The 18,986-nt window shown below is 58.8% G+C and carries 20 protein-coding genes; 12 read left to right on the top strand and 8 right to left on the bottom strand.

Annotated features, from left to right (window positions below):
• Nucleotides 1-290: 290 nt before the first annotated feature.
• Nucleotides 291-746 (bottom strand): dUTP diphosphatase, encoded by a 456-nt coding sequence (dut, locus tag ACP7BO_RS19535; protein ID WP_060696421.1) that lies wholly within the window; start codon nucleotides 744-746, stop codon nucleotides 291-293.
• Nucleotides 747-751: 5 nt separating this feature from the next.
• Nucleotides 752-1,960, bottom strand: coding sequence for a bifunctional phosphopantothenoylcysteine decarboxylase/phosphopantothenate--cysteine ligase CoaBC (gene coaBC / locus ACP7BO_RS19540; RefSeq protein WP_003437818.1), 1,209 nt, complete (start codon nucleotides 1,958-1,960; stop codon nucleotides 752-754).
• A gap of 122 nt (nucleotides 1,961-2,082) precedes the next feature.
• Here coaBC and radC point away from each other — a divergent pair, with 122 nt between their 5' ends.
• Nucleotides 2,083-2,757 carry a RadC family protein gene (gene radC / locus ACP7BO_RS19545; protein WP_073509923.1) on the top strand — a complete coding sequence of 225 codons (675 nt, stop codon included), beginning with the start codon at nucleotides 2,083-2,085 and terminating at the stop codon, nucleotides 2,755-2,757.
• A gap of 3 nt (nucleotides 2,758-2,760) precedes the next feature.
• On the opposite strand, the gene ACP7BO_RS19550 is transcribed toward radC, so the two are convergent.
• Nucleotides 2,761-4,347, bottom strand: a complete 1,587-nt coding sequence (locus ACP7BO_RS19550) for an ABC transporter substrate-binding protein (protein WP_426212201.1) — start codon at nucleotides 4,345-4,347, stop codon at nucleotides 2,761-2,763.
• Between the two features lie 512 nt (nucleotides 4,348-4,859).
• On the opposite strand from ACP7BO_RS19550, the gene rpmB reads away from it, so the two are divergent.
• Complete coding sequence (gene rpmB, locus ACP7BO_RS19555; RefSeq protein WP_003437823.1) at nucleotides 4,860-5,093, top strand: 50S ribosomal protein L28; 234 nt, start codon at nucleotides 4,860-4,862, stop codon at nucleotides 5,091-5,093.
• Nucleotides 5,094-5,104: 11 nt separating this feature from the next.
• The gene (rpmG, locus tag ACP7BO_RS19560; RefSeq protein WP_003437824.1) at nucleotides 5,105-5,260 is read left to right on the top strand and encodes a 50S ribosomal protein L33; all 156 of its coding nucleotides are present in this window, start codon (nucleotides 5,105-5,107) and stop codon (nucleotides 5,258-5,260) included.
• Between the two features lie 171 nt (nucleotides 5,261-5,431).
• Here the strand turns inward: rpmG and ACP7BO_RS19565 are convergent, their stop codons facing one another.
• A complete protein-coding gene (locus ACP7BO_RS19565; RefSeq protein ID WP_060697003.1) occupies nucleotides 5,432-5,794 on the bottom strand; it encodes a cupin domain-containing protein in 363 nt (120 codons plus the stop codon).
• 238 nt (nucleotides 5,795-6,032) lie between these two features.
• Between ACP7BO_RS19565 and ACP7BO_RS19570 the strand changes: the two genes are divergently transcribed.
• Complete coding sequence (locus ACP7BO_RS19570; protein WP_060696418.1) at nucleotides 6,033-7,526, top strand: aldehyde dehydrogenase; 1,494 nt, start codon at nucleotides 6,033-6,035, stop codon at nucleotides 7,524-7,526.
• A gap of 149 nt (nucleotides 7,527-7,675) precedes the next feature.
• The gene (locus tag ACP7BO_RS19575) at nucleotides 7,676-8,821 is read left to right on the top strand and encodes an MFS transporter (RefSeq protein ID WP_397455370.1); all 1,146 of its coding nucleotides are present in this window, start codon (nucleotides 7,676-7,678) and stop codon (nucleotides 8,819-8,821) included.
• Nucleotides 8,822-8,911: 90 nt separating this feature from the next.
• Here the strand turns inward: ACP7BO_RS19575 and ACP7BO_RS19580 are convergent, their stop codons facing one another.
• Nucleotides 8,912-10,447, bottom strand: coding sequence for a phospholipase D-like domain-containing protein (locus tag ACP7BO_RS19580; protein ID WP_426212204.1), 1,536 nt, complete (start codon nucleotides 10,445-10,447; stop codon nucleotides 8,912-8,914).
• A gap of 30 nt (nucleotides 10,448-10,477) precedes the next feature.
• The gene (locus ACP7BO_RS19585; RefSeq protein ID WP_426212206.1) at nucleotides 10,478-11,914 is read right to left on the bottom strand and encodes a PLP-dependent aminotransferase family protein; all 1,437 of its coding nucleotides are present in this window, start codon (nucleotides 11,912-11,914) and stop codon (nucleotides 10,478-10,480) included.
• Nucleotides 11,915-12,083: 169 nt separating this feature from the next.
• Between ACP7BO_RS19585 and ACP7BO_RS19590 the strand changes: the two genes are divergently transcribed.
• Nucleotides 12,084-12,317 carry a DUF1127 domain-containing protein gene (locus ACP7BO_RS19590; RefSeq protein WP_397455367.1) on the top strand — a complete coding sequence of 78 codons (234 nt, stop codon included), beginning with the start codon at nucleotides 12,084-12,086 and terminating at the stop codon, nucleotides 12,315-12,317.
• A gap of 41 nt (nucleotides 12,318-12,358) precedes the next feature.
• Here ACP7BO_RS19590 and ACP7BO_RS19595 read toward each other — a convergent pair whose 3' ends face one another.
• A complete protein-coding gene (locus tag ACP7BO_RS19595; protein WP_426212209.1) occupies nucleotides 12,359-13,660 on the bottom strand; it encodes an NAD(P)/FAD-dependent oxidoreductase in 1,302 nt (433 codons plus the stop codon).
• 147 nt (nucleotides 13,661-13,807) lie between these two features.
• Here ACP7BO_RS19595 and ACP7BO_RS19600 point away from each other — a divergent pair, with 147 nt between their 5' ends.
• A complete protein-coding gene (locus ACP7BO_RS19600; RefSeq protein WP_426212211.1) occupies nucleotides 13,808-14,161 on the top strand; it encodes a YkgJ family cysteine cluster protein in 354 nt (117 codons plus the stop codon).
• Nucleotides 14,162-14,231: 70 nt separating this feature from the next.
• Here the strand turns inward: ACP7BO_RS19600 and ACP7BO_RS19605 are convergent, their stop codons facing one another.
• Nucleotides 14,232-14,720 carry an Lrp/AsnC ligand binding domain-containing protein gene (locus ACP7BO_RS19605; RefSeq protein WP_003437842.1) on the bottom strand — a complete coding sequence of 163 codons (489 nt, stop codon included), beginning with the start codon at nucleotides 14,718-14,720 and terminating at the stop codon, nucleotides 14,232-14,234.
• Between the two features lie 156 nt (nucleotides 14,721-14,876).
• Here ACP7BO_RS19605 and dadA point away from each other — a divergent pair, with 156 nt between their 5' ends.
• From dadA to ACP7BO_RS19630, 5 genes are all read left to right on the top strand, one after another.
• A complete protein-coding gene (dadA, locus tag ACP7BO_RS19610; protein WP_060696412.1) occupies nucleotides 14,877-16,178 on the top strand; it encodes a D-amino acid dehydrogenase in 1,302 nt (433 codons plus the stop codon).
• Nucleotides 16,150-16,503 (top strand): RidA family protein, encoded by a 354-nt coding sequence (locus ACP7BO_RS19615; protein ID WP_397455364.1) that lies wholly within the window; start codon nucleotides 16,150-16,152, stop codon nucleotides 16,501-16,503. Before dadA ends, ACP7BO_RS19615 begins: the two co-directional genes overlap by 29 nt.
• Nucleotides 16,504-16,603: 100 nt before the next feature.
• On the top strand, nucleotides 16,604-17,677 hold the full coding sequence (gene alr, locus ACP7BO_RS19620; protein WP_426212215.1) for an alanine racemase: 1,074 nt from the start codon (nucleotides 16,604-16,606) through the stop codon (nucleotides 17,675-17,677).
• Nucleotides 17,678-17,804: 127 nt separating this feature from the next.
• Nucleotides 17,805-18,353, top strand: a complete 549-nt coding sequence (locus ACP7BO_RS19625) for a cupin domain-containing protein (protein WP_016782677.1) — start codon at nucleotides 17,805-17,807, stop codon at nucleotides 18,351-18,353.
• 180 nt (nucleotides 18,354-18,533) lie between these two features.
• Nucleotides 18,534-18,947 (top strand): c-type cytochrome, encoded by a 414-nt coding sequence (locus ACP7BO_RS19630; RefSeq protein WP_397457343.1) that lies wholly within the window; start codon nucleotides 18,534-18,536, stop codon nucleotides 18,945-18,947.
• The last annotated feature ends 39 nt before the right edge of the window (nucleotides 18,948-18,986 follow it).

Consider the following 18,986-nt stretch of genomic DNA (forward strand, 5'->3'; position numbering starts at 1 on the left):
ACTCCATTTTCAGAAAATTTGGATTGTGAACTGAAGCTGTCAGACACACGAAGTTCGACCTTGCCCTACGGCAGGCAATACCCGGTTTACGGAGTGCGGTCGAGCGCAAGCTGCAGGTTTGGACGGCCTTTTGACGCGAGAGTTCGTGAGGCCAATTGGCATTACGGGGCGTATGGCACAAGGCTGCCATGGATTTAGGCGATAAAAAGAGTGACGACATTGGCGCGAGCTTCATCCTGAATTACCACGCTAACGGGCCAGGTCAGGCAGGGCGCCTGACCTGAGTAGGATCAGAGGCTGCCGGAATGACCGAAGCCGCCAGCGCCACGCTGGCTTTCGTCGAATTCTTCGACCAGCTCAAAGTGAGCCTGTACCACCGGTACCAGCACCAGTTGAGCAATACGCTCACCAATAGTGATGTTGAAGGCGGTCTGGCCACGGTTCCAGCACGAAACCATCAGCTCGCCCTGATAATCAGAGTCGATCAGGCCTACCAGATTACCCAGCACGATGCCGTGTTTATGACCAAGCCCGGAGCGCGGCAGAATCAAGGCAGCCAGGCCCGGATCACCGATGTAGACCGACAGACCGGTCGGGATCAACAGGGTCTGGCCCGGTTCAAGAACGGTGTCCTGTTTAAGCATGGCGCGCAGGTCGAGGCCGGCGGAGCCAGGCGTGGCGTACTGCGGCAGCGGGAATTCGTTACCAATGCGTGGATCGAGGATTTTGGCTTGCAAAGCGTGCATACGAGTTAAACCTGGTTCAGACGTTCGGCGATAAAAGTGATCAGCTGGCGGGCAATCTTGCCCTTGCTGGTCTGGGCAAACACAGTGGCATGCAGTTGACGGTCAATCACGCTGCACGCGTTTTCTTCGCTGTTGAAACCGATGCTGGGGTTAGCCACATCGTTGGCCACAATCAGGTCGAGGTTTTTGTCTTTGAGCTTGCGCGCGGCGTAATCGAGCAAGTGCTCGGTCTCTGCGGCAAAGCCGACACTAAAAGGGCGGTCAGGGCGCGAAGCGATGGTGGCCAGAATGTCTGGATTGCGCACCATCTGCAGCAACAGGCCGTCACCCTTGGTAGGGTCTTTCTTGAGTTTCTGCGGGGCAACGACTTCAGGGCGGTAATCCGCAACCGCAGCAGACGCAATAAATACATCACAGGGGATCGCTGCTTCACAGGCCGCCAGCATGTCGCGGGCACTGACCACGTCGATTCGGCTTACCCGATCCGGGGTCGGCAAGTGCACCGGACCGGTAATCAGGGTCACCCGGGCACCGGCTTCAACCGCGGCTTCTGCCAGGGCAAAGCCCATTTTCCCGGAGCTGTGGTTAGTGATGTAGCGCACCGGATCGATGTTTTCCTGAGTCGGACCCGCCGTGATCAGTACATGCTTGCCGGTCAACACCTGACGCTGAAAACACTCGGCGGCGCAGTGCACCAGGTCATCAGCTTCAAGCATGCGGCCAAAGCCCACGTCACCACAGGCCTGGCTCCCGGAGGCCGGGCCGAACACACGCAGGCCGCGGGTTTCAAGCAATCGGGTGTTGGCCTGGGTAGCCGGGTCACGCCACATGGCCTGATTCATCGCTGGCGCAATGGCGACCGTTGCGTCAGTGGCCAGCACCAGCGTGGTCAGCAGATCATTGGCCAGACCTTGAGCAAGACGGGCGATCAAGTCCGCCGTCGCTGGCGCGATCAATACCAGATCGGCCCACTTGGCCAGCTCGATATGGCCCATTGCGGCTTCAGCCGCCGGGTCGAGCAAGTCCAGATGAACGGGGTGCCCGGACAGGGCCTGCATGGTCAGCGGGGTGATGAACTCGCTACCGCCGCGCGTCATGACAACCCGCACTTCGGCGCCTTGATCCAGCAGACGACGAACCAGCTCTGCACTCTTGTAAGCCGCGATGCCGCCGCCGACGCCCAAAACAATGCGTTTTCGATACAGCCGCTGCATAGGCCTGCCTTTTAGTTCGATGATGACTGCGCGGTAAATGGCCAAATGCCACGCAAAAATGATGGGCTAAGATAACACAGCGCCTGCCAGGGAACAGCGGCGCCCACTTACATGGAGGTGTTATGAGCATTAGAGATTGGCCGGCGGCAGAGCGCCCGCGCGAGAAACTTTTAGAACACGGATCATCCAGTCTTTCGGACGCCGAACTGCTGGCAATCTTCCTGCGAACCGGCGTTTCAGGCAAAAGCGCGGTCGACCTGGCGCGGCATTTACTCGCTGAATTCGGCAGCCTGAGGGCCTTGCTGGAAGCAGATGTCGCTGCGTTCTGTTGTCAGCTGGGGCTGGGGCCAGCCAAGTTCAGCCAGTTGCAGGCGGTGCTGGAAATGGGTCGCCGCCACCTGGCAGAACGCCTGCGCCGCGACTCGGCACTGGAGAGCCCGCAGGCCGTTCGGGACTATCTCAAGTCGTTGCTGCGCCACGAACTCCACGAAGTGTTCGGTTGCCTGTTTATGGACTCCAAACACCGGATGCTGGCCTTTGAGGTGCTGTTCAGGGGCTCCATCGACAGCGCCAGCGTATATCCGCGCCAAGTGGTCAAGCGCGCCCTTGCCCATAACGCTGCGGCGGTCATTTTTTGCCACAACCACCCCTCTGGCATCACTGAGCCCAGCCAGGCCGACCGCACTCTGACCAAACGCCTGACCGAGGCCCTGGACTTGATCGAAGTGCGAGTGCTGGATCACTTTATCGTCGGAGACGGTGAGCCCCTCTCAATGGTCGAACATGGCTGGATGTAGCCCTCAGGGTTTGATGCTGACCGTCGAAAAGTCCTGACGCCCGAATGGACTCACCTGATAGCCCTGTACGTCTTTACGGGTAAGCGCGTAGGCAGTTGGATGTGCCAGTGGCAGCCAGAGCGCTTGCTGCTGAATCAATGCCTGGGCCTTTTGATACAGCGCACTGCGCTTGTCCTGATCGGTGAGGGTTTTGCCCTCGCTGATCAGGCTATCCAGAGTCTTGTCGCAATAGCGCGCAAAGTTAGTCCCTGACTTCACTGCCGCACATGAAAACTGCGGGGTCAGGAAGTTGTCCGGGTCACCGTTATCGCCGGCCCAGCCCATAAACAGCAGGTCATGCTCTCCGGCTTTGGCGCGGCGTATCAATTCGCCCCACTCGATCACCCGGATGTCCGCCTTGATTCCTACCTTGTCCAGGTCCGCCTGCAGCAACTGCGCCCCCAGGCTCGGATTCGGGTTCAGCACGCTACCGGTAGGGCGGGTCCAGATGGTGGTTTTGAAGCCGTCCTTGAGACCAGCCTTGGCCAATAGCTCTTTGGCTTTTTGCGGATCATGGGCATAACCCGGCAAATCCTTGGCGTAACCCCAGGTCGTGGGTGGATAAATGCCATTGGCAGTCTGCGCACTGTTCTCGAACACCGCCTTCAGGTAAGTGTCTTTATCGAATGCCAGATTGATCGCCTGACGCACTTCGGGCTTGTCCAGCGGTGGGTGCTGACTGTTGATGGCCACAAAGGCCGTCATGAAGGCCGGGGTTTGCGCAACGCTCAGTGCCGGGTCCTTGGTCGCGGCATCTACATCCAGCGGCTTGGGGGAGAGCGCAATCTGGCATTCATTGCGGCGTAATTTCTGCAGACGCACGTTAGCGTCCGGAGTGATGGCAAAAATCAGCCCGTCGATGGCCGGCTTGCCCGCGAAATAGTCCGGGTTGGCCTTGTAACGCACCACTGCATCTTTCTGAAAACGCGTGAACACAAAAGGCCCGGTACCGATCGGCTGACTGTTCATCAGCTGCGGCGTACCAGCCTTGAGCAGTTTGTCGGCATATTCGGCCGAATAGATCGACGCAAAGCCCATGCTCAACGCCGGCAGGAACGTTGAATCAGGACGGCTGAGGGCAAAGCGCACGGTCAACGGGTCAGGGGTTTCGATTTTTTTGATCAGATCCGGCAACTGCAAGGACTGCGCATGGGGGAAACCGCTTTGCGCCACTTTGTGCCAAGGATTGTTCGGGTCAAGCATGCGCTCGAAGCTGAAACGCACGTCATCGGCATTCAATTCCCGGCTCGGGGTGAAATAGGGCGTGCTGTGAAATTTGACGCCTGGCCGTAATTTGAAGTCGTACACAAGGCCGTCAGGGGACACTGACCAGCTTTGCGCCAGGCTGGGCACCAACCTGGCCGCCCGGGCATCAAAATCCACCAGGCGATTCATCAGCACGTCTGCCGAGGCATTGGTGGTCGTGAGCGAGTTGTACTGCACCACATCGAACCCTTCGGGACTGGCCTCGGTGCAAACACTCAAGGTGGCCGCCTGAACCAGCGGGCTCAGGCAAAAGGTGAGCAATAAGGGGGCGGCAGCGAGACGCATGATCTGTTTCCTTTGCAAGTCGATGTGGCCCATCTGCAGGCGCAGTCTGGAAAAGACTCACCCTAGTGACCTGATAGACAAATGACTACTTTTTAATACGCTCCGTTCCCTGCAGCGGCTGCCGAAGGCTCCTGCAGAGCACGAAACGGGCGTTTTTTCGGCCACATCAAGACCCGTCCGACCTCATCGCGGCCTTCGACAGCAGCGTCAAAGCACAAAATTCGCACTGAAACCTTTCACCTCGCGACGAGCGGTAAAACTCAAGCAGGCATGGGCTTTAGCGTGAATTGTCGTTAGACTGCCGGCTTAATTAATTACAGCAAACCACAGTTCGTGTTGTTGCTCTTTAGTCTTTCTGGTATAAAGCAGCGCTCTTTTCTAGGGGCCCGGTTCCTTCGTTTGTAGGTGTAGCCGGTAAGACCCTTAAAGAAACGCGGCGCCTGGCGCCATGACTGAGAGATTAAGCGGCCAACCCATGCCGGGTTGGGCATGTGGTTTTAGAGGGCTGAGGCATGTCGAGAGTCTGTCAAGTTACCGGTAAGGGTCCGGTGACTGGGAATAACATTTCCCACGCAAATAACAAAACCCGTCGTCGTTTCCTGCCGAACCTGCAGCATCACCGCTTCTGGGTTGAAGAAGAGAAACGTTTTGTTCGTCTGCGCGTATCTGCTAAAGGCATGCGCATCATCGACAAGCGTGGCATCACTGTCGTGCTGGCCGAAATCCGCCGCGATGGCAAGATCTAAGGGAGCTAATCATGCGTGAATTGATCCGTTTGGTGTCGAGCGCTGGTACAGGCCATTTCTACACCACAGATAAGAACAAGCGCACCACTCCGGACAAAATCGAAATCAAAAAATTCGATCCGCGGGTTCGCAAGCACGTGATCTACAAAGAAGCCAAAATCAAGTAATTGGTTTTACTTCTTACAAAAAAGGCCCGCATCTCACGATACGGGCCTTTTTTGTTGCCGCGTGCTGACTGTCGCACGTGAAACCGCTCTCACATCCACTTCCCGATCTGACCCAGCGTCATGGTCACACCCCCCGCCTGCGCCACGATCGCCCGGCCGCCAACTATCGGCTCAGGGCTTTTGCTCAAACACCACGTACACCTTGCGACATGGCTCCAGCACTTCCCACGTGCCACTGAAGCCGGCAGGGATGACAAAACGGTCACCGGCCCGCAGAGTCTTGGCATTACCTTCCTTGTCACGCAGAACTGAAACGCCCTGCAGGATTTCGCAATATTCATGCTCGGTGTAATTGACCGTCCACTGACCCACAGCGCCTTCCCACACCCCCGCGCTCATCTGCCCACAAGGGCTGTCGTAATGGTTGTGGATAACTTGCTCGGGGTTCCCCTTGAGCACTTTTTCCGGTGCAGGGCTGAAGCGATCAGCCTGGGTTTTGGCAGTGCTGAAGTCGACAATAGTGGCAATGCTCATTTTTTTTGTACCCCCGAAATTGCTGCGTGTGTGGTCAGAAAGGCAAAAGGCGATGTTTATTAAAACGAACAAGCCTTGCCGTTTGCGACACATGTGTCAAATATATTGAAAGTTCCAGGGCCACTGGTTTAGGGTGGCGCAAGTCTCGTACCGATCACTTTAGTGGATCGGACAGCATCCATGACGCGCCATGCTAAAGCCTGAGCGCTTCTATTTTTAATAAGAGGAGGACACTCGAATGACCACCCTGACGCGTGCTGATTGGGAACAACGGGCCAAACAGCTGAAAATCGAAGGTCGCGCCTACATCAACGGTGAATACACCGACGCGGTCTCCAATGAAACGTTCGAGTGTCTCAGCCCGGTCGACGGCCGCTTGCTGGGCAAAGTTGCCAGCTGCGATGCAGCAGACGCCCAACGCGCCGTAGAAGTGGCACGCAAGACCTTTGAATCGGGCGTCTGGTCGCGTCTGGCACCGGCCAAGCGCAAAGCCGCCATGATCCGCTTTGCCGGTCTGCTCAAGCAAAACGCCGAAGAACTGGCCCTGCTTGAAACCCTGGACATGGGCAAGCCGATCAGCGATTCACTGCACATTGACGTACCCGGTGCAGCCGGTGCGCTGAGCTGGAGCGGTGAAGCCATCGACAAGATTTACGACGAGGTTGCAGCCACCCCGCACGACCAGTTGGGCCTGGTTACCCGCGAAGCGGTCGGCGTAGTCGCCGCCATCGTGCCGTGGAACTTCCCGTTGATGATGGCCTGCTGGAAGCTCGGCCCTGCGCTGTCGACCGGCAACTCGGTGATCCTCAAGCCGTCCGAAAAATCGCCGCTGACTGCCATCCGCATTGCTGCACTGGCCGTTGAAGCCGGCATTCCGGCTGGCGTCCTGAACGTCCTGCCAGGTTACGGTCACACTGTCGGCAAAGCCCTGGCCTTGCACATGGATGTCGACACCCTGGTATTTACCGGCTCGACCAAAATCGCCAAGCAGCTGATGATCTATTCCGGCGAATCCAACATGAAACGCATCTGGCTCGAAGCCGGCGGCAAGAGCCCGAACATCGTCTTCGCCGATGCTCCCGACCTGCAAGCCGCTGCCGAATCCGCTGCCAGCGCCATCGCCTTCAACCAGGGCGAAGTCTGTACCGCAGGTTCGCGCCTGCTGGTCGAGCGCTCGATCAAGGACAAGTTCCTGCCACTGGTCATCGAAGCCCTCAAGGCCTGGAAGCCGGGCAACCCGCTGGATCCGGCCACTACCGTTGGCGCGCTGGTCGACACTCAGCAAATGAACACCGTGCTGTCGTACATCGAGTCCGGCCATAGCGAAGGCGCAAAACTGGTTGCCGGTGGTAATCGAATCCTGCAGGAAACCGGCGGCACCTACGTCGAACCGACTATTTTCGACGGCGTGAGCAACGCGATGAAAATCGCCCAGGAAGAAATCTTTGGCCCGGTCTTGTCGGTTATTTCCTTCGACACCGCCGCAGAGGCGATCCAGATTGCCAACGACACGCCATACGGCCTGGCGGCTGCGGTCTGGACCGCCGATATCTCCAAGGCTCACCTCACAGCTAAGGCCCTGCGCGCCGGCAGCGTGTGGGTCAACCAATACGATGGCGGCGACATGACGGCGCCGTTTGGTGGCTTCAAACAGTCGGGTAACGGCCGTGACAAGTCGCTGCACGCGTTCGATAAATACACCGAGCTGAAGTCCACCTGGATCAAGCTGTAACAGCGCACACGCAACACTCTGTGGGAGCGGGCTTGCCCGCGATAATTGCACCCCGGTCTGCTTGATGGACTTTGGTGCTTTGATCGCGGGCAGCCCGCTCCCACATTTGCTTTAAACCTTTATTTTTAGTTATCCACAGGAGCACACAGATGCGTTGGGCGACCTACTTCGCCGTACTGGCATCGGTACTCAGCGTCGGCCTGGCGCTGGGCGTGAGCATGCCGCTGGTGTCGTTCCGGCTCGAAAGCTGGGGGTATGGCGGGTTCGCGATTGGCGTGATGGCAGCCATGCCGGCAATCGGCGTTCTGGTGGGTGCCAGCCTGGCCAGCAAACTGGCCTCGCGCTTTGGCACGCCAGCTCTGATGCGTCTGTGTTTGTGGTGTGGCGCGATATCCATCGGGCTGCTGGCGTTACTGCCCAGCTACCCGGTGTGGCTGGCGTTGCGACTGCTGATCGGTGTGGTGCTCACGATCATTTTTATTCTCGGTGAAAGCTGGATCAACCAACTGGTGGTCGAACAATGGCGCGGCCGCCTGGTGGCGCTGTATGGCTCGGCCTATGCCTTGAGCCAACTGTCCGGGCCCCTGCTATTGGGCCTGGTCGGCTCTGAAGGCGACTACGGATTCTGGATCGGCGTGGCGTTGCTGACCCTGGCGCCCTTGCTGCTGATGGGCCGCGAGGGTGCCCCCGTCACCGAAGCGTACAGCGTGACCTTCAAGGATCTGCTGGGGTTCTGTCGAGGCTTGCCGGCCATTGCCTGGGCTGTAGGGCTATTTGCGGCCTTTGAAGCCATGATTCTGACCCTGCTGCCGGTCTATTGCCTGCGCCAGGGTTTTACCGCCGACATCGCCCTGGCAATGGTCAGCACCGTGGTGGTGGGTGATGCCCTGCTGCAACTGCCAATTGGCGCGCTGGCCGACCGCCTATCGCGCCGCTCATTGTTTACCGGTTGCGCGGTGCTGCTGATGTTGTCGAGTCTGGCGGTCCCATTGTTGCTCGATACCCTGCTGATCTGGCCGCTGTGGGTGATTTTCGGCGCCAGCGCAGGCGGCCTGTTTACCTTGTCATTGATTCTGATCGGCGAGCGCTACCGCGACGATGCGCTGGTACGGGCCAACGCCCATATAGCCCAGCTATGGGGCATTGGCTGCCTCATCGGACCGCTGGCCGCAGGCGCCGGCAGCCAGTGGATCAGCGGGCATGCCTTGCCGCTGTTTATGGCGGCCGGAGCGCTGGTGCTGGTGATTCTCGTGTTGCGCCAGGGCGCCTTTGGCGCAGAGCAAACAGCCGCATAAAACTGTAGGAGCGAGCTTGCCTGGCGATAGTCGCTCAAACCTGATCATCGCGAGGCAAGCTCGCTCCTACAGAGCAAAGGGGCAGGGTGGTTACAACATCTTCTCCAGCCCCACACTCTTGCTGAACCATGCATTAAGCCGGCGCCACCAATTGCCCGGCTCGTGGCTCAGAGCATGCAAACGGCCATTGTCCTCGGTCACCCAGACGATCTTGCCCTGGTCCAGTTTCGGCTCGTAACTCAGTGCCGGGGACATGCCTTGCAACGCCAGCCTGCGAGCCTCGGCCGCCAGCTGCGGGCTGTCCACCAGCACCCCGACCTCGGTGTTCCACAAGCCGGAACGCGGGTCAAAATTGAACGAGCCGATAAACGACTTTTGCCCGTCAAAAATCATCGCCTTGCTGTGCAGGCTCGAATCGCTGCTCATCCCGTGTTTAAACAGGTGCGGACCGCTGCCCGGGTTACTGCCGGGCTGGCGGCGCAGCTCAAAGAGCTTGACCCCGTGCTCCAGCAACGCCTTGCGATACGGGGCATAGCCGCCGTGCACCGCCGGCACGTCCGTGGCCTCCAGGGAGTTGGTCAATAAACGTACATCGACCCCGGCATCCGCGCGGCCCGTGAGGTACACCAACCCGGTTTCACCCGGCACAAAGTAGGCCGAGACCAGGATCAGCTCTTTGTTCACGCCAGCCAGCTCCGGCGCCAGTTGGGTGGTCAACAGCAAATGCGAATCCGGCTCGTCCTTGGCCAGCACCTTGCTCGGGGCATCCCACAATGCCTGACCCCAGGCCCAGATCAGCTCTTTACGCCAGGTATCCAGCTGCGGGCTGGTTTCATACGACGCCAGTTGCTGGTACAGCGTGTTATTACGTTGTTGCGCCAGTTTGAGAGACGCCTCGAGCGTTTGACGCGCCCTGGCCAGCTCCCCCCTGGACAGGCGCGCAGAGACAAAATCACCAATGGGCTGGCTCAGGGCGCTGTTCCAGTATTGATCGAAGCTGTATCCCAGCTGCTGCGCCACCGGTCCCACGCAGAGCAGGTCGATGTCAGTGAAATTCAGGTCCGGCTGGGCATCGAAATACTCATCGCCCAAATTACGCCCGCCGACAATTGCCACGCTGTTATCAGCCACCCACAGTTTGTTGTGCATGCGCCGGTGCTGGCGCGAAAGATTGAATAGCCGTCCCACCGCCCGGGTCACACCCGTACCCCGCCCCAATTGCAGCGGGTTGAACAAGCGGATCTGAATATTGGGATGGGCTGCCAGGGTGGCCAGAATATCGTCCAGGCCATCGCTGGCCGTGTCGTCGAGCAGGATTCTTACCCGCACCCCGCGATCGGCAGCCTTGAGCAATTCATCGACCAGCATCCGCGTGCTCAGCCCGTCGTGAACGATGTAGTACTGCAGGTCCAGGCTGCTTTGCGCATTGCGGATCAGCTCTGCCCGGGCCCGGAACGCTTCGCCGCTGTTGGGCAATAAACGAAACCCCGAGCGCCCCTGGTAGGGCGCGGCCTGAGCCATGATCGAACGGCCAAAGGATGAATCAATGGCTGGTGTAGCCTGACTCGGCTCTCGAGGTGCGTCCAAAGTGCTACAGCCTCCCAGCAACAGCGCGAAAAACAACATGCAGAGTGATTTCAACGTGGGGCGCCCCGTTCAACTGACCGCGTGAGCGGCTGCACTGGCCAACAATTTGCTGGCCGCTTCACCGACCTTGCGCACGGCCTCTTCAACCTGCAGCGTTGGCTTGGCAGCGTAGTTCATGCGCAAGCAATTACGGTATTTGCCCGAAGCCGAAAAAATACTGCCCACCGCGATCTGCACCCCCTGCTCAAGCAACGCGCGATTGAGACGCAAGCTATCAAACCCCTCCGGCAGTTCAAGCCACAGCATAAAGCTGCCCTGAGGCCGGCTGGCGCGGGTGCCGGGCGGAAAGTAGCGGCTGATCCAACCCAGCATCAAATCGCGGTTGCGCTGATATTGCATGCGCATTTTGCGCAGATGCGGCTCGAAATGGCCGTTTTTCAAAAAGTCGGCAACGGCCAGCTGCGGCTGCGGCGCGGTGGAGCCGGTGGAGATGTACTTCATGTGCAGCACCCGCTCCAGATATCGCCCCGGCGCGACCCAGCCGACCCGCAGGCCGGGTGCCAGCGTCTTGGAAAACGAGCTGCACAACAAAACCCGACCATCATCGTCAAACGACTTGATCGTGCGCGGGCGAGGGTAGGTGTAGGCCAGCTCGCCATAGACATCGTCTTCGATAATGGCCACATCAAAGCGCTGTGCCAGTGTCACCAATGCCCGTTTTCGCGCCTCGGGCATGATGTAGCCCAGCGGATTGTTGCAACTGGGGGTGAGCTGTATGGCCTTGATCGGCCACTGCTCCAGCGCCAGCTCCAGCGCATCCAGACTGATGCCGGTCAGCGGGTCGGTGGGGATCTCCAGCGCCTTCATGCCCAGCCCCTTGAGGGTTTGCATCGCGCCGTGAAAACTCGGTGAGTCGACCGCCACAATGTCGCCCGGCTCGCACACTGCCCGAATGCTGCACGACAGGGCTTCATGGCAGCCGGTGGTAATCACCAGCTCGTCGGGGCTCAACTGACAGCCCGAATCGAGCAGCAGGCGCGCCAGTTGCTCGCGCAGGGCCAGCACGCCGTAAACGTTGTCGTAATACAGGCCGGGCAAGTCCAGGCGGCGGCTGATTTGCGCCAGGCTGCGCAACAGCGGCTTGATGGTCGGCGTCGTAACGTCCGGCATCCCGCGCCCCAGCTGTATCACATCCTTTTGCGGCACCGAACGCACCAGTTCCAGCACCTGCTCCCACTGGGAAATTTCCACAGGCCGCTGGGCGGGTTTGCCCATGCCCGGCAAGGCCGGCAATTCGCGCTCCATGGGCACAAAGTACCCGGACTTGGGCCGGGGCGACGCCAGGCCGTTATCCTCCAGCAACCTGTACGCCTGCTGCACCGTGCTCAGGCTCACACCGTGTTCGGCGCTTAATGCCCGCACCGAAGGCAAGCGGTCACCGGGGCGATAAAAGCCCTGTTCGATGCGCGTACCGAGCAGCTCGGCAAGATTGACATAAAGGGTCATGGCAGGATTCTCGAAAGAGTGACCAGTACAGATGGGGCATAAACCGGGGATTCAGCGTCTAAAAAGGCGAATCTGTATGCATATAAAAACAGTTTGCTGAATCTGTCATGGTTTTAAGCGCAAGGCCATCATGCTGACTCATAGCAATTGAGTCAAAAGGAGCTGCCTGATGAATGGTTTGAGCGATGTGCGTCTGACGTTACACGGCCCGCAATTACAGGCAGAGCACGAATCTTTCCAGGTCGTCAGCTCACCTGCCGGATTAAGCCGCTGGGGCCTGTTCTTTCACCGTTCACGTACCCGCCGGGCATTGCTCAGGCTGGATGCACAGCAGTTACTGGACGTGGGTTTGAACCCGGAGCTGGCCCGGCGCGAAGGCTGTAAACCGTTCTGGCGCTCTTGACCGAACCTGCAGGAGCGAGCTTGCTCCTGCAGGGAGATGGGTTAACCCAGCTCTTTGAGCCGATGCCACAACATGCCCAGCGCCAGCAACGGCGAACGCAGGTACTTGCCGCCCGGAAAGGTGATGTGCGGGACTTTGGCGAACAGGTCAAAACCGTGGCTTTGCTGGCCGCTAATGGCCTCGGCCAGCAGCTTGCCGGCCAGGTGTGTGGCATTCACCCCATGACCCGAATACGCCTGGGCGAAATACACGTTGGGCTGGTCCGGCAGACGACCGATCTGCGGCAAGCGGTTGGCGCCTATGCCAATCATCCCGCCCCATTGGTAATCGATTTTTACACTGGCCAGATGCGGGAACACGTCGAGCATCTTCGGCCGCATGTAAGCGCCAATGTCCTGCGGGTCGCGGCCTGAGTAATGGCAGGCCCCACCAAACAGCAAACGCCGGTCCGCCGAAAGCCGGTAGTAATCCAGCGCCACACGCTGATCGCATACCGCCATGTTTTGCGGCAGCAAAGCGTGGGCCTGGGCTTCACTCAAGGGCTCGGTCGCAATGATGTAACTGCCCGCAGGCAGGACTTTGCCACTAAGTTGCGGGTTGAGATCCTTGAGATAGGCATTACAGCCCAGCACCAGACTCTTGGCCCGCACCGATCCCTGAGCCGTATGCACCCGCACTTCAGGGCCGTAATCGATCCGGGTTACCGCGCTGTTTTCGAACAGTTTCACGCCCAATTGCGCCGCGGCAGCGGCTTCACCCAGCGCCAGGTTAAGCGGGTGCAAATGACCCGAGCCCATGTCGACCAGGCCACCGACATATCGGTCCGAGCCGACCACACTGCGCACTTCATTGGCTTGCAGCAAACGGGTTTCGTGGCGATATCCCAAGCCGCGCAATTCTTCGGCTTCTTCGGCAAAACCTTCCAGGTCGCGAGGCTTGTTGGCCAGGTCGCAATAACCCCAGGTCAGGTCGCAGGCAATGTTGTAGCGCTCGACCCGCTGGCGGACGATTTCTACCGCCTCAAGGCCCATCAACTTCATTTGCCGCACACCGTCTTTGCCGATGATCCCTTCAAACTGCTCAAGCCCGTGGCCGACGCCGCGAATCAGTTGCCCGCCATTGCGCCCGCTGGCGCCCCAGCCGATCTTGTGCGCTTCGAGCACAATCACGCTCATGCCACGCTCGGCCAGCTCCAGCGCTGTGTTCAGGCCGGAAAAGCCGCCGCCCACCACGCACACATCAGCCACATGCTCACCTTGCAGCACCGGATGATCGGGCTGCGGCAGACTGCTGGCGGCGTAATAAGAAGCGGTGTGCTGGCTGCGCTGATCCGGGGCGCTCATGTGCTTAATCCTGATTATTCATGTTAGAAAAATTTGACGGAGCATAAGCCCGGCCATTCCCGCGGGGCAAGAACAGCCCGACGGCCCTGTCTAGACTGAGGCTTTTCGGGCAGACTCAGTGGCCTTTTCAAATCCGGTAAGCCTTAGATGAGCTGCAACAGTCACAAAATTCGCTTTCTCAGGCAGCAAATCCCCTCGTTCGAATGCGTTCCGGGCTGCCATGACTGCTGCGGGCCTGTGACCACCTCATCTGAAGAAATGGCCCGCCTGCCGCGCAAGACCTCGGCCGAGCAAGAGGCGGCCATGGACGAGCTGAACTGCGTACACCTGGGCCCCAATGGCTGCACCGTGTATGAAGAGCGCCCGCTGATCTGCCGTCTGTTCGGCACTACCCCGACCTTGCCGTGCCCCAATGGCCGCCGCCCTGTGGAAATGATCCATCCCTCGGCCGAGAAGCTGGTACATGAATACATCGCCAGTACGCGCCAGGTGCTGGTCTAGAACCTCCCGGCCTCTGTAGGAACGAGCTTGCTCGCGAGCGGTTAAAAGCTCGCTCCTACAGGTCACGGGGTCAATCCGGGATCGGCAAATTCAGGCTCTCTTTCACTTCCTCCATCACGATATAGCTCTTGGACTCACGTACGTGGGGCAGTTTGAGCAAGATATCGCCCAGCAGTTTGCGGTAAGAGGCCATCTCGCTGATCCGCGCCTTGACCAGATAGTCGAAGTCCCCCGAGACCAGATGGCACTCCAGTACATGGGGCAGCTTCAGCACTGCACGGCGGAATTCTTCAAAAGTATCCCCTGACTTGTAGTCGAGGCTGATTTCGACAAACACCAGCAAACTGCCCTGCAAATGCTGCGGGTTGAGCCGGGCGTTGTAGCCCATGATGATCCCTTCGCGTTCCAGCCTGCGTACCCGCTCGGTACAGGGCGTGGTCGACAGCCCTACCTTCTCTCCAAGCTCGGTAAACGAGATCCGGCCATCGGCCTGCAGGATGCGCAAAATGTTGCGATCGATCTTGTCCAGTTCACGCTTTGTCTGATGATTTGTACGCATAGGAGATTCTCCTTTGTAAAAAGCGTTTTGACCGAGAATTGTCGCCAAATATAGCTTTTTATACAGTGAAATCCACTGGCAAATGCTTCTTATACTGCGCTCATCTTCGCTTTGAACAATAAACGTCTGCGGCTGGCCGCGATGAGGGAAATAAATATGCGAGTTATGGTATTGGGTGGCGGCGTTATTGGTACTGCCAGCGCCTATTATCTGGCCCGAGCCGGTTTCGATGTAGTTGTCGTAGACCGTCAGCCAGCCGTTGCGATGGAAACCAGCTTTGCCAACGCCGGCCAGGTCTCCCCGGGCTATGCCTCGCCATGGGCCGCGCCGGGCGTTCCGCTCAAGGCGATCAAATGGTTGCTGGAGCGCCACGCGCCCCTGGCGATCAAGGCCACCACCAATATCGACCAGTACCTGTGGATGGCGCAGATGCTGCGCAACTGCACCGCCAGCCGCTACGCGGTGAACAAGGAGCGCATGGTGCGCCTGTCCGAGTACAGCCGCGACTGCCTCGATGAACTGCGCGCCGAAACCGGTATTGCCTACGAGGCCCGCAACCTCGGTACCACTCAATTGTTCCGTACCCAGGCTCAACTGGACGGCGCAGCCAAAGATATCGCCGTACTCAAGGAGTCCGGTGTGCCTTACGAGCTGCTCGACCGCGCGGGTATCGCCCGGGTTGAGCCGGCACTGGCCGGCGTCACTGACATTCTGGCCGGCGCCCTGCGCCTGCCGAATGACCAGACTGGTGACTGTCAGATGTTCACCACCCGCCTGGCAGAAATGGCCAAAAACCTGGGTGTTGAGTTCCGCTTCGGCCAGGATATACAGCACCTGGACTACGCGGGCGATCGCATCAATGGCGTGATGATCGACGGCAAGCTCGAAACCGCTGACCGCTACGTACTGGCCCTGGGCAGCTACTCACCACAAATGCTTAAACCGCTGGGCATCAAGGCTCCGGTTTACCCGCTCAAAGGCTACTCGCTGACCATCCCGATCACCGATCCGGCCATGGCGCCAACCTCGACCATTCTGGATGAGACCTACAAGGTTGCCATCACCCGTTTCGACAACCGTATCCGCGTCGGCGGCATGGCCGAGATTGCCGGTTTTGACCTGTCGCTCAATCCTCGTCGACGCGAAACCCTGGAGATGATCGTCAATGATCTTTATCCTCGTGGCGGCGATTTGAGCCAGGCAAGTTTCTGGACCGGCCTGCGCCCGACCACACCGGATGGCACGCCGATCGTGGGCGCAACGCCATTTAAAAACCTGTTCCTGAATACCGGTCATGGCACACTCGGCTGGACCATGGCCTGCGGCTCCGGTCGCTTCCTCGCTGACGTGATGGCCAAAAAGACCCCACAGATCAGCGCCGAAGGCCTTGATATTTCCCGTTACGGAAACCACCAGGAGACTGCTAAACATGGCAATCCAGCGCCAGCTCACCAATGAACGCATGAGCCAGATCGTGGCTCACAACGGTACTGTTTACCTGTCCGGGCAAGTCGGCAATGACATGAACGCCGGGGTCGAGCAGCAAACTCGCGAAACCCTGAAGAATATCGAGCACCTGCTGGACCTGGCCGGCACCGACAAAAGCCACATCCTGTCGGTCACCATCTATCTCAAAGACATCGACGCCGACTTTGCCGGCATGAACAGTGTTTGGGACCAGTGGCTGCCTAAAGGCGTACAGCCTGCACGCGCAACGGTCGAAGCCAAGCTGTGCGAACCGGAAATTCTGGTGGAACTGTCCGTTATCGCGGCCCTGCCATAACACCCTTGATGTCATAAAAGTCCCTCTTCCGGTGCCGCGTGTGGTCAAGCCACAGGTTGGCGCCGGTTTTTTATTCAACAGCCGTTAGAAGCCCGCCGCCATGCGTCCAGCCCGTGCCCTGATCGACCTTCAAGCCCTGCGTCATAACTACCAACTGGCCCGTGAAGTAACGGGGGCCAAAGCCCTCGCCGTGATCAAGGCCGATGCCTACGGCCACGGTGCCGTTCGTTGCGCCCGGGCCCTGGAGGCTGAAGCCGATGGCTTTGCAGTTGCCTGCATCGAAGAAGCACTGGAACTGCGGGCCGCCGGTATTCGCGCCCCGGTCCTGCTGCTTGAAGGTTTTTTTGAAGCCGATGAACTGCCGCTGATCGTCGAGAACGACTTCTGGTGTGTGGTGCATTCGCTGTGGCAACTCGACGCGATCGAGCAGGCCGCATTCGCCAAACCGATTCAGGTGTGGTTAAAACTCGACAGCGGCATGCACCGCGTCGGTCTGCACCCAAGTGATTACAAAGTGGCCTACCAGCGCCTTCAAGCCAGCGGCAAAGTGGCGAAAATCGTGCTGATGAGCCACTTCGCCCGCGCCGATGAACTGGACTGCATCCGCAGTGAAGAGCAGTTGGCCGTGTTCCAGTCTGCCCGCGCGGACTTGTCTGCCGAGGTCAGCCTGCGCAACTCGCCGTCGATCCTTGGCTGGCCGACAACCCCAAGCGACTGGGTACGCCCGGGGCTCATGCTGTACGGGGCAACCCCGTTTGAAGAAGCCCACCCCCACGCCTCACGCCTGCAGCCGGTGATGACCCTGGAGTCCAAGGTCATTTGCGTACGCGAGTTGCCGGCAGGCGAACCTGTGGGCTACGGCGCCAGGTTCATCACAACCAGACCGATGCGCATCGGCGTGGTGGCCATGGGTTATGCCGATGGCTACCCGCGTCAGGCACCCACCGGCACCCCGGTCCTGGTGGCCGGCGTACGCACCCGGTTACTGGGGCGAGTGTCGATGGACATGCTGTGCATTGACCTCACCGATGTGCCGCAAGCCGGCCTCGGTTCGCCCGTCGAGTTGTGGGGCAAAAACATTCTGGCCAGCGAGGTGGCGGCCAAAGCCGAGACCATTCCTTACCAGATTTTTTGCAACCTGAAACGAGTACCACGCCTCTATTCCGGGAGCTGATGGGTTGTACCCAATATGCGGGGACAATTGGGCGTAAAGGTTTGAAGCCGAAGTGTTGTAAATACTGAACGCTATCGCCATGATGGCGGCTTCTCGACCTGAACCTGACCCCTAGGAGGCTCCCGCATTGGACGTCGGTGAACGACTGCAATCCATCCGCAAACTTAAAGGCCTGTCACAGCGTGAACTCGCCAAGCGTGCGGGCGTCACTAACAGCACTATTTCGATGATCGAAAAAAACAGCGTGAGCCCTTCAATAAGCTCCCTGAGAAAAGTGCTGAGTGGCATTCCAATGTCCATGGTCGAATTCTTTTCCGAAGAGATTCTTCAGGAAAATCCGACGCAAATTGTCTACAAAGCCAATGAACTGATCGACATCTCAGATGGTGCCGTGACCATGAAACTGGTGGGCAAGGCGCATCCGAGCCGGGCCATCGCCTTCCTTAACGAAATCTATCCACCGGGCGCCGATACCGGGGACGAAATGCTGACCCATGAAGGCGAAGAAACCGGAATCCTGGTTGAAGGGCGCCTGGAATTGACCGTAGGTCTTGAGACCTTCGTGCTTGAAGCAGGGGACAGCTACTATTTCGAAAGCTCCAAGCCGCACCGTTTCCGTAATCCGTTCGACGTTGCAGCGCGACTAATCAGCGCAGCCACCCCGGCGAATTTCTAAGAAAAGAGGCGCCCTGCTTACGGGCAGAGGCATCCGAAGCAGCATTTCGCCACCTCTAATCCCCCTTTGACTTTAGGGTTGTTTCAGAGTGGCGGGCTAACCGTTATACTTTTGCCGCCCGCGAAACCGTGGTTGTGGGCGTGAATAGCCACCATTGAGGGTGTACGCGTGAACCTAATTATGAAAATGCTGGCCGTACCAGCAACTGTATTGGCCCTTTGGGCAGTCAACGCTCAAGCGTCGACCAACGATGACATCGCAAAACGTCTTGAGCCTGTAGGCAAAGTCTGTGTTCAGGGCGAAGAATGCAAAGGGATGGATGTCGTTGCTTCCACTGGTGGTGGCGCAGCCCAGAGCCCCGACGACATCATCGCCAAGCACTGCAACGCGTGCCACGGCACAGGTTTGTTGGGTGCACCGAAAATTGGTGACACCGCAGCCTGGAAAGAACGTGCCGATCACCAGGGCGGCCTTGACGGCATCCTGGCCAAGGCCATCACCGGGATCAATGCCATGCCGCCCAAAGGCACGTGCATGACATGTTCCGACGAAGAATTGAAAGGCGCCATCGAGAAGATGTCCGGTTTGAAATAAGCCGATCTTCAGAAAAAAAGCCGCTGATGGGCGGCTTTT

Origin of the sequence: Pseudomonas sp. TWR2-1-1 (genome assembly GCF_049897045.1) — a bacterium.
In the GTDB taxonomy this organism is placed as follows: Bacteria; Pseudomonadota; Gammaproteobacteria; order Pseudomonadales; family Pseudomonadaceae; genus Aquipseudomonas; species Aquipseudomonas versuta.

What these genes read in the sequence shown, in the direction of transcription:
- dut (WP_060696421.1), bottom strand. Translation starts at nt 746, where the DNA reads ATGCACGCTTTGCAAGCCAAAATCCTCGATCCACGCATTGGTAACGAA.
- coaBC (WP_003437818.1), bottom strand. Translation starts at nt 1,960, where the DNA reads ATGCAGCGGCTGTATCGAAAACGCATTGTTTTGGGCGTCGGCGGCGGC.
- radC (WP_073509923.1), top strand. Translation starts at nt 2,083, where the DNA reads ATGAGCATTAGAGATTGGCCGGCGGCAGAGCGCCCGCGCGAGAAACTT.
- ACP7BO_RS19550 (WP_426212201.1), bottom strand. Translation starts at nt 4,347, where the DNA reads ATGCGTCTCGCTGCCGCCCCCTTATTGCTCACCTTTTGCCTGAGCCCG.
- rpmB (WP_003437823.1), top strand. Translation starts at nt 4,860, where the DNA reads ATGTCGAGAGTCTGTCAAGTTACCGGTAAGGGTCCGGTGACTGGGAAT.
- rpmG (WP_003437824.1), top strand. Translation starts at nt 5,105, where the DNA reads ATGCGTGAATTGATCCGTTTGGTGTCGAGCGCTGGTACAGGCCATTTC.
- ACP7BO_RS19565 (WP_060697003.1), bottom strand. Translation starts at nt 5,794, where the DNA reads ATGAGCATTGCCACTATTGTCGACTTCAGCACTGCCAAAACCCAGGCT.
- ACP7BO_RS19570 (WP_060696418.1), top strand. Translation starts at nt 6,033, where the DNA reads ATGACCACCCTGACGCGTGCTGATTGGGAACAACGGGCCAAACAGCTG.
- ACP7BO_RS19575 (WP_397455370.1), top strand. Translation starts at nt 7,676, where the DNA reads ATGCGTTGGGCGACCTACTTCGCCGTACTGGCATCGGTACTCAGCGTC.
- ACP7BO_RS19580 (WP_426212204.1), bottom strand. Translation starts at nt 10,447, where the DNA reads ATGTTGTTTTTCGCGCTGTTGCTGGGAGGCTGTAGCACTTTGGACGCA.
- ACP7BO_RS19585 (WP_426212206.1), bottom strand. Translation starts at nt 11,914, where the DNA reads ATGACCCTTTATGTCAATCTTGCCGAGCTGCTCGGTACGCGCATCGAA.
- ACP7BO_RS19590 (WP_397455367.1), top strand. Translation starts at nt 12,084, where the DNA reads ATGAATGGTTTGAGCGATGTGCGTCTGACGTTACACGGCCCGCAATTA.
- ACP7BO_RS19595 (WP_426212209.1), bottom strand. Translation starts at nt 13,660, where the DNA reads ATGAGCGCCCCGGATCAGCGCAGCCAGCACACCGCTTCTTATTACGCC.
- ACP7BO_RS19600 (WP_426212211.1), top strand. Translation starts at nt 13,808, where the DNA reads ATGAGCTGCAACAGTCACAAAATTCGCTTTCTCAGGCAGCAAATCCCC.
- ACP7BO_RS19605 (WP_003437842.1), bottom strand. Translation starts at nt 14,720, where the DNA reads ATGCGTACAAATCATCAGACAAAGCGTGAACTGGACAAGATCGATCGC.
- dadA (WP_060696412.1), top strand. Translation starts at nt 14,877, where the DNA reads ATGCGAGTTATGGTATTGGGTGGCGGCGTTATTGGTACTGCCAGCGCC.
- ACP7BO_RS19615 (WP_397455364.1), top strand. Translation starts at nt 16,150, where the DNA reads ATGGCAATCCAGCGCCAGCTCACCAATGAACGCATGAGCCAGATCGTG.
- alr (WP_426212215.1), top strand. Translation starts at nt 16,604, where the DNA reads ATGCGTCCAGCCCGTGCCCTGATCGACCTTCAAGCCCTGCGTCATAAC.
- ACP7BO_RS19630 (WP_397457343.1), top strand. Translation starts at nt 18,534, where the DNA reads ATGAAAATGCTGGCCGTACCAGCAACTGTATTGGCCCTTTGGGCAGTC.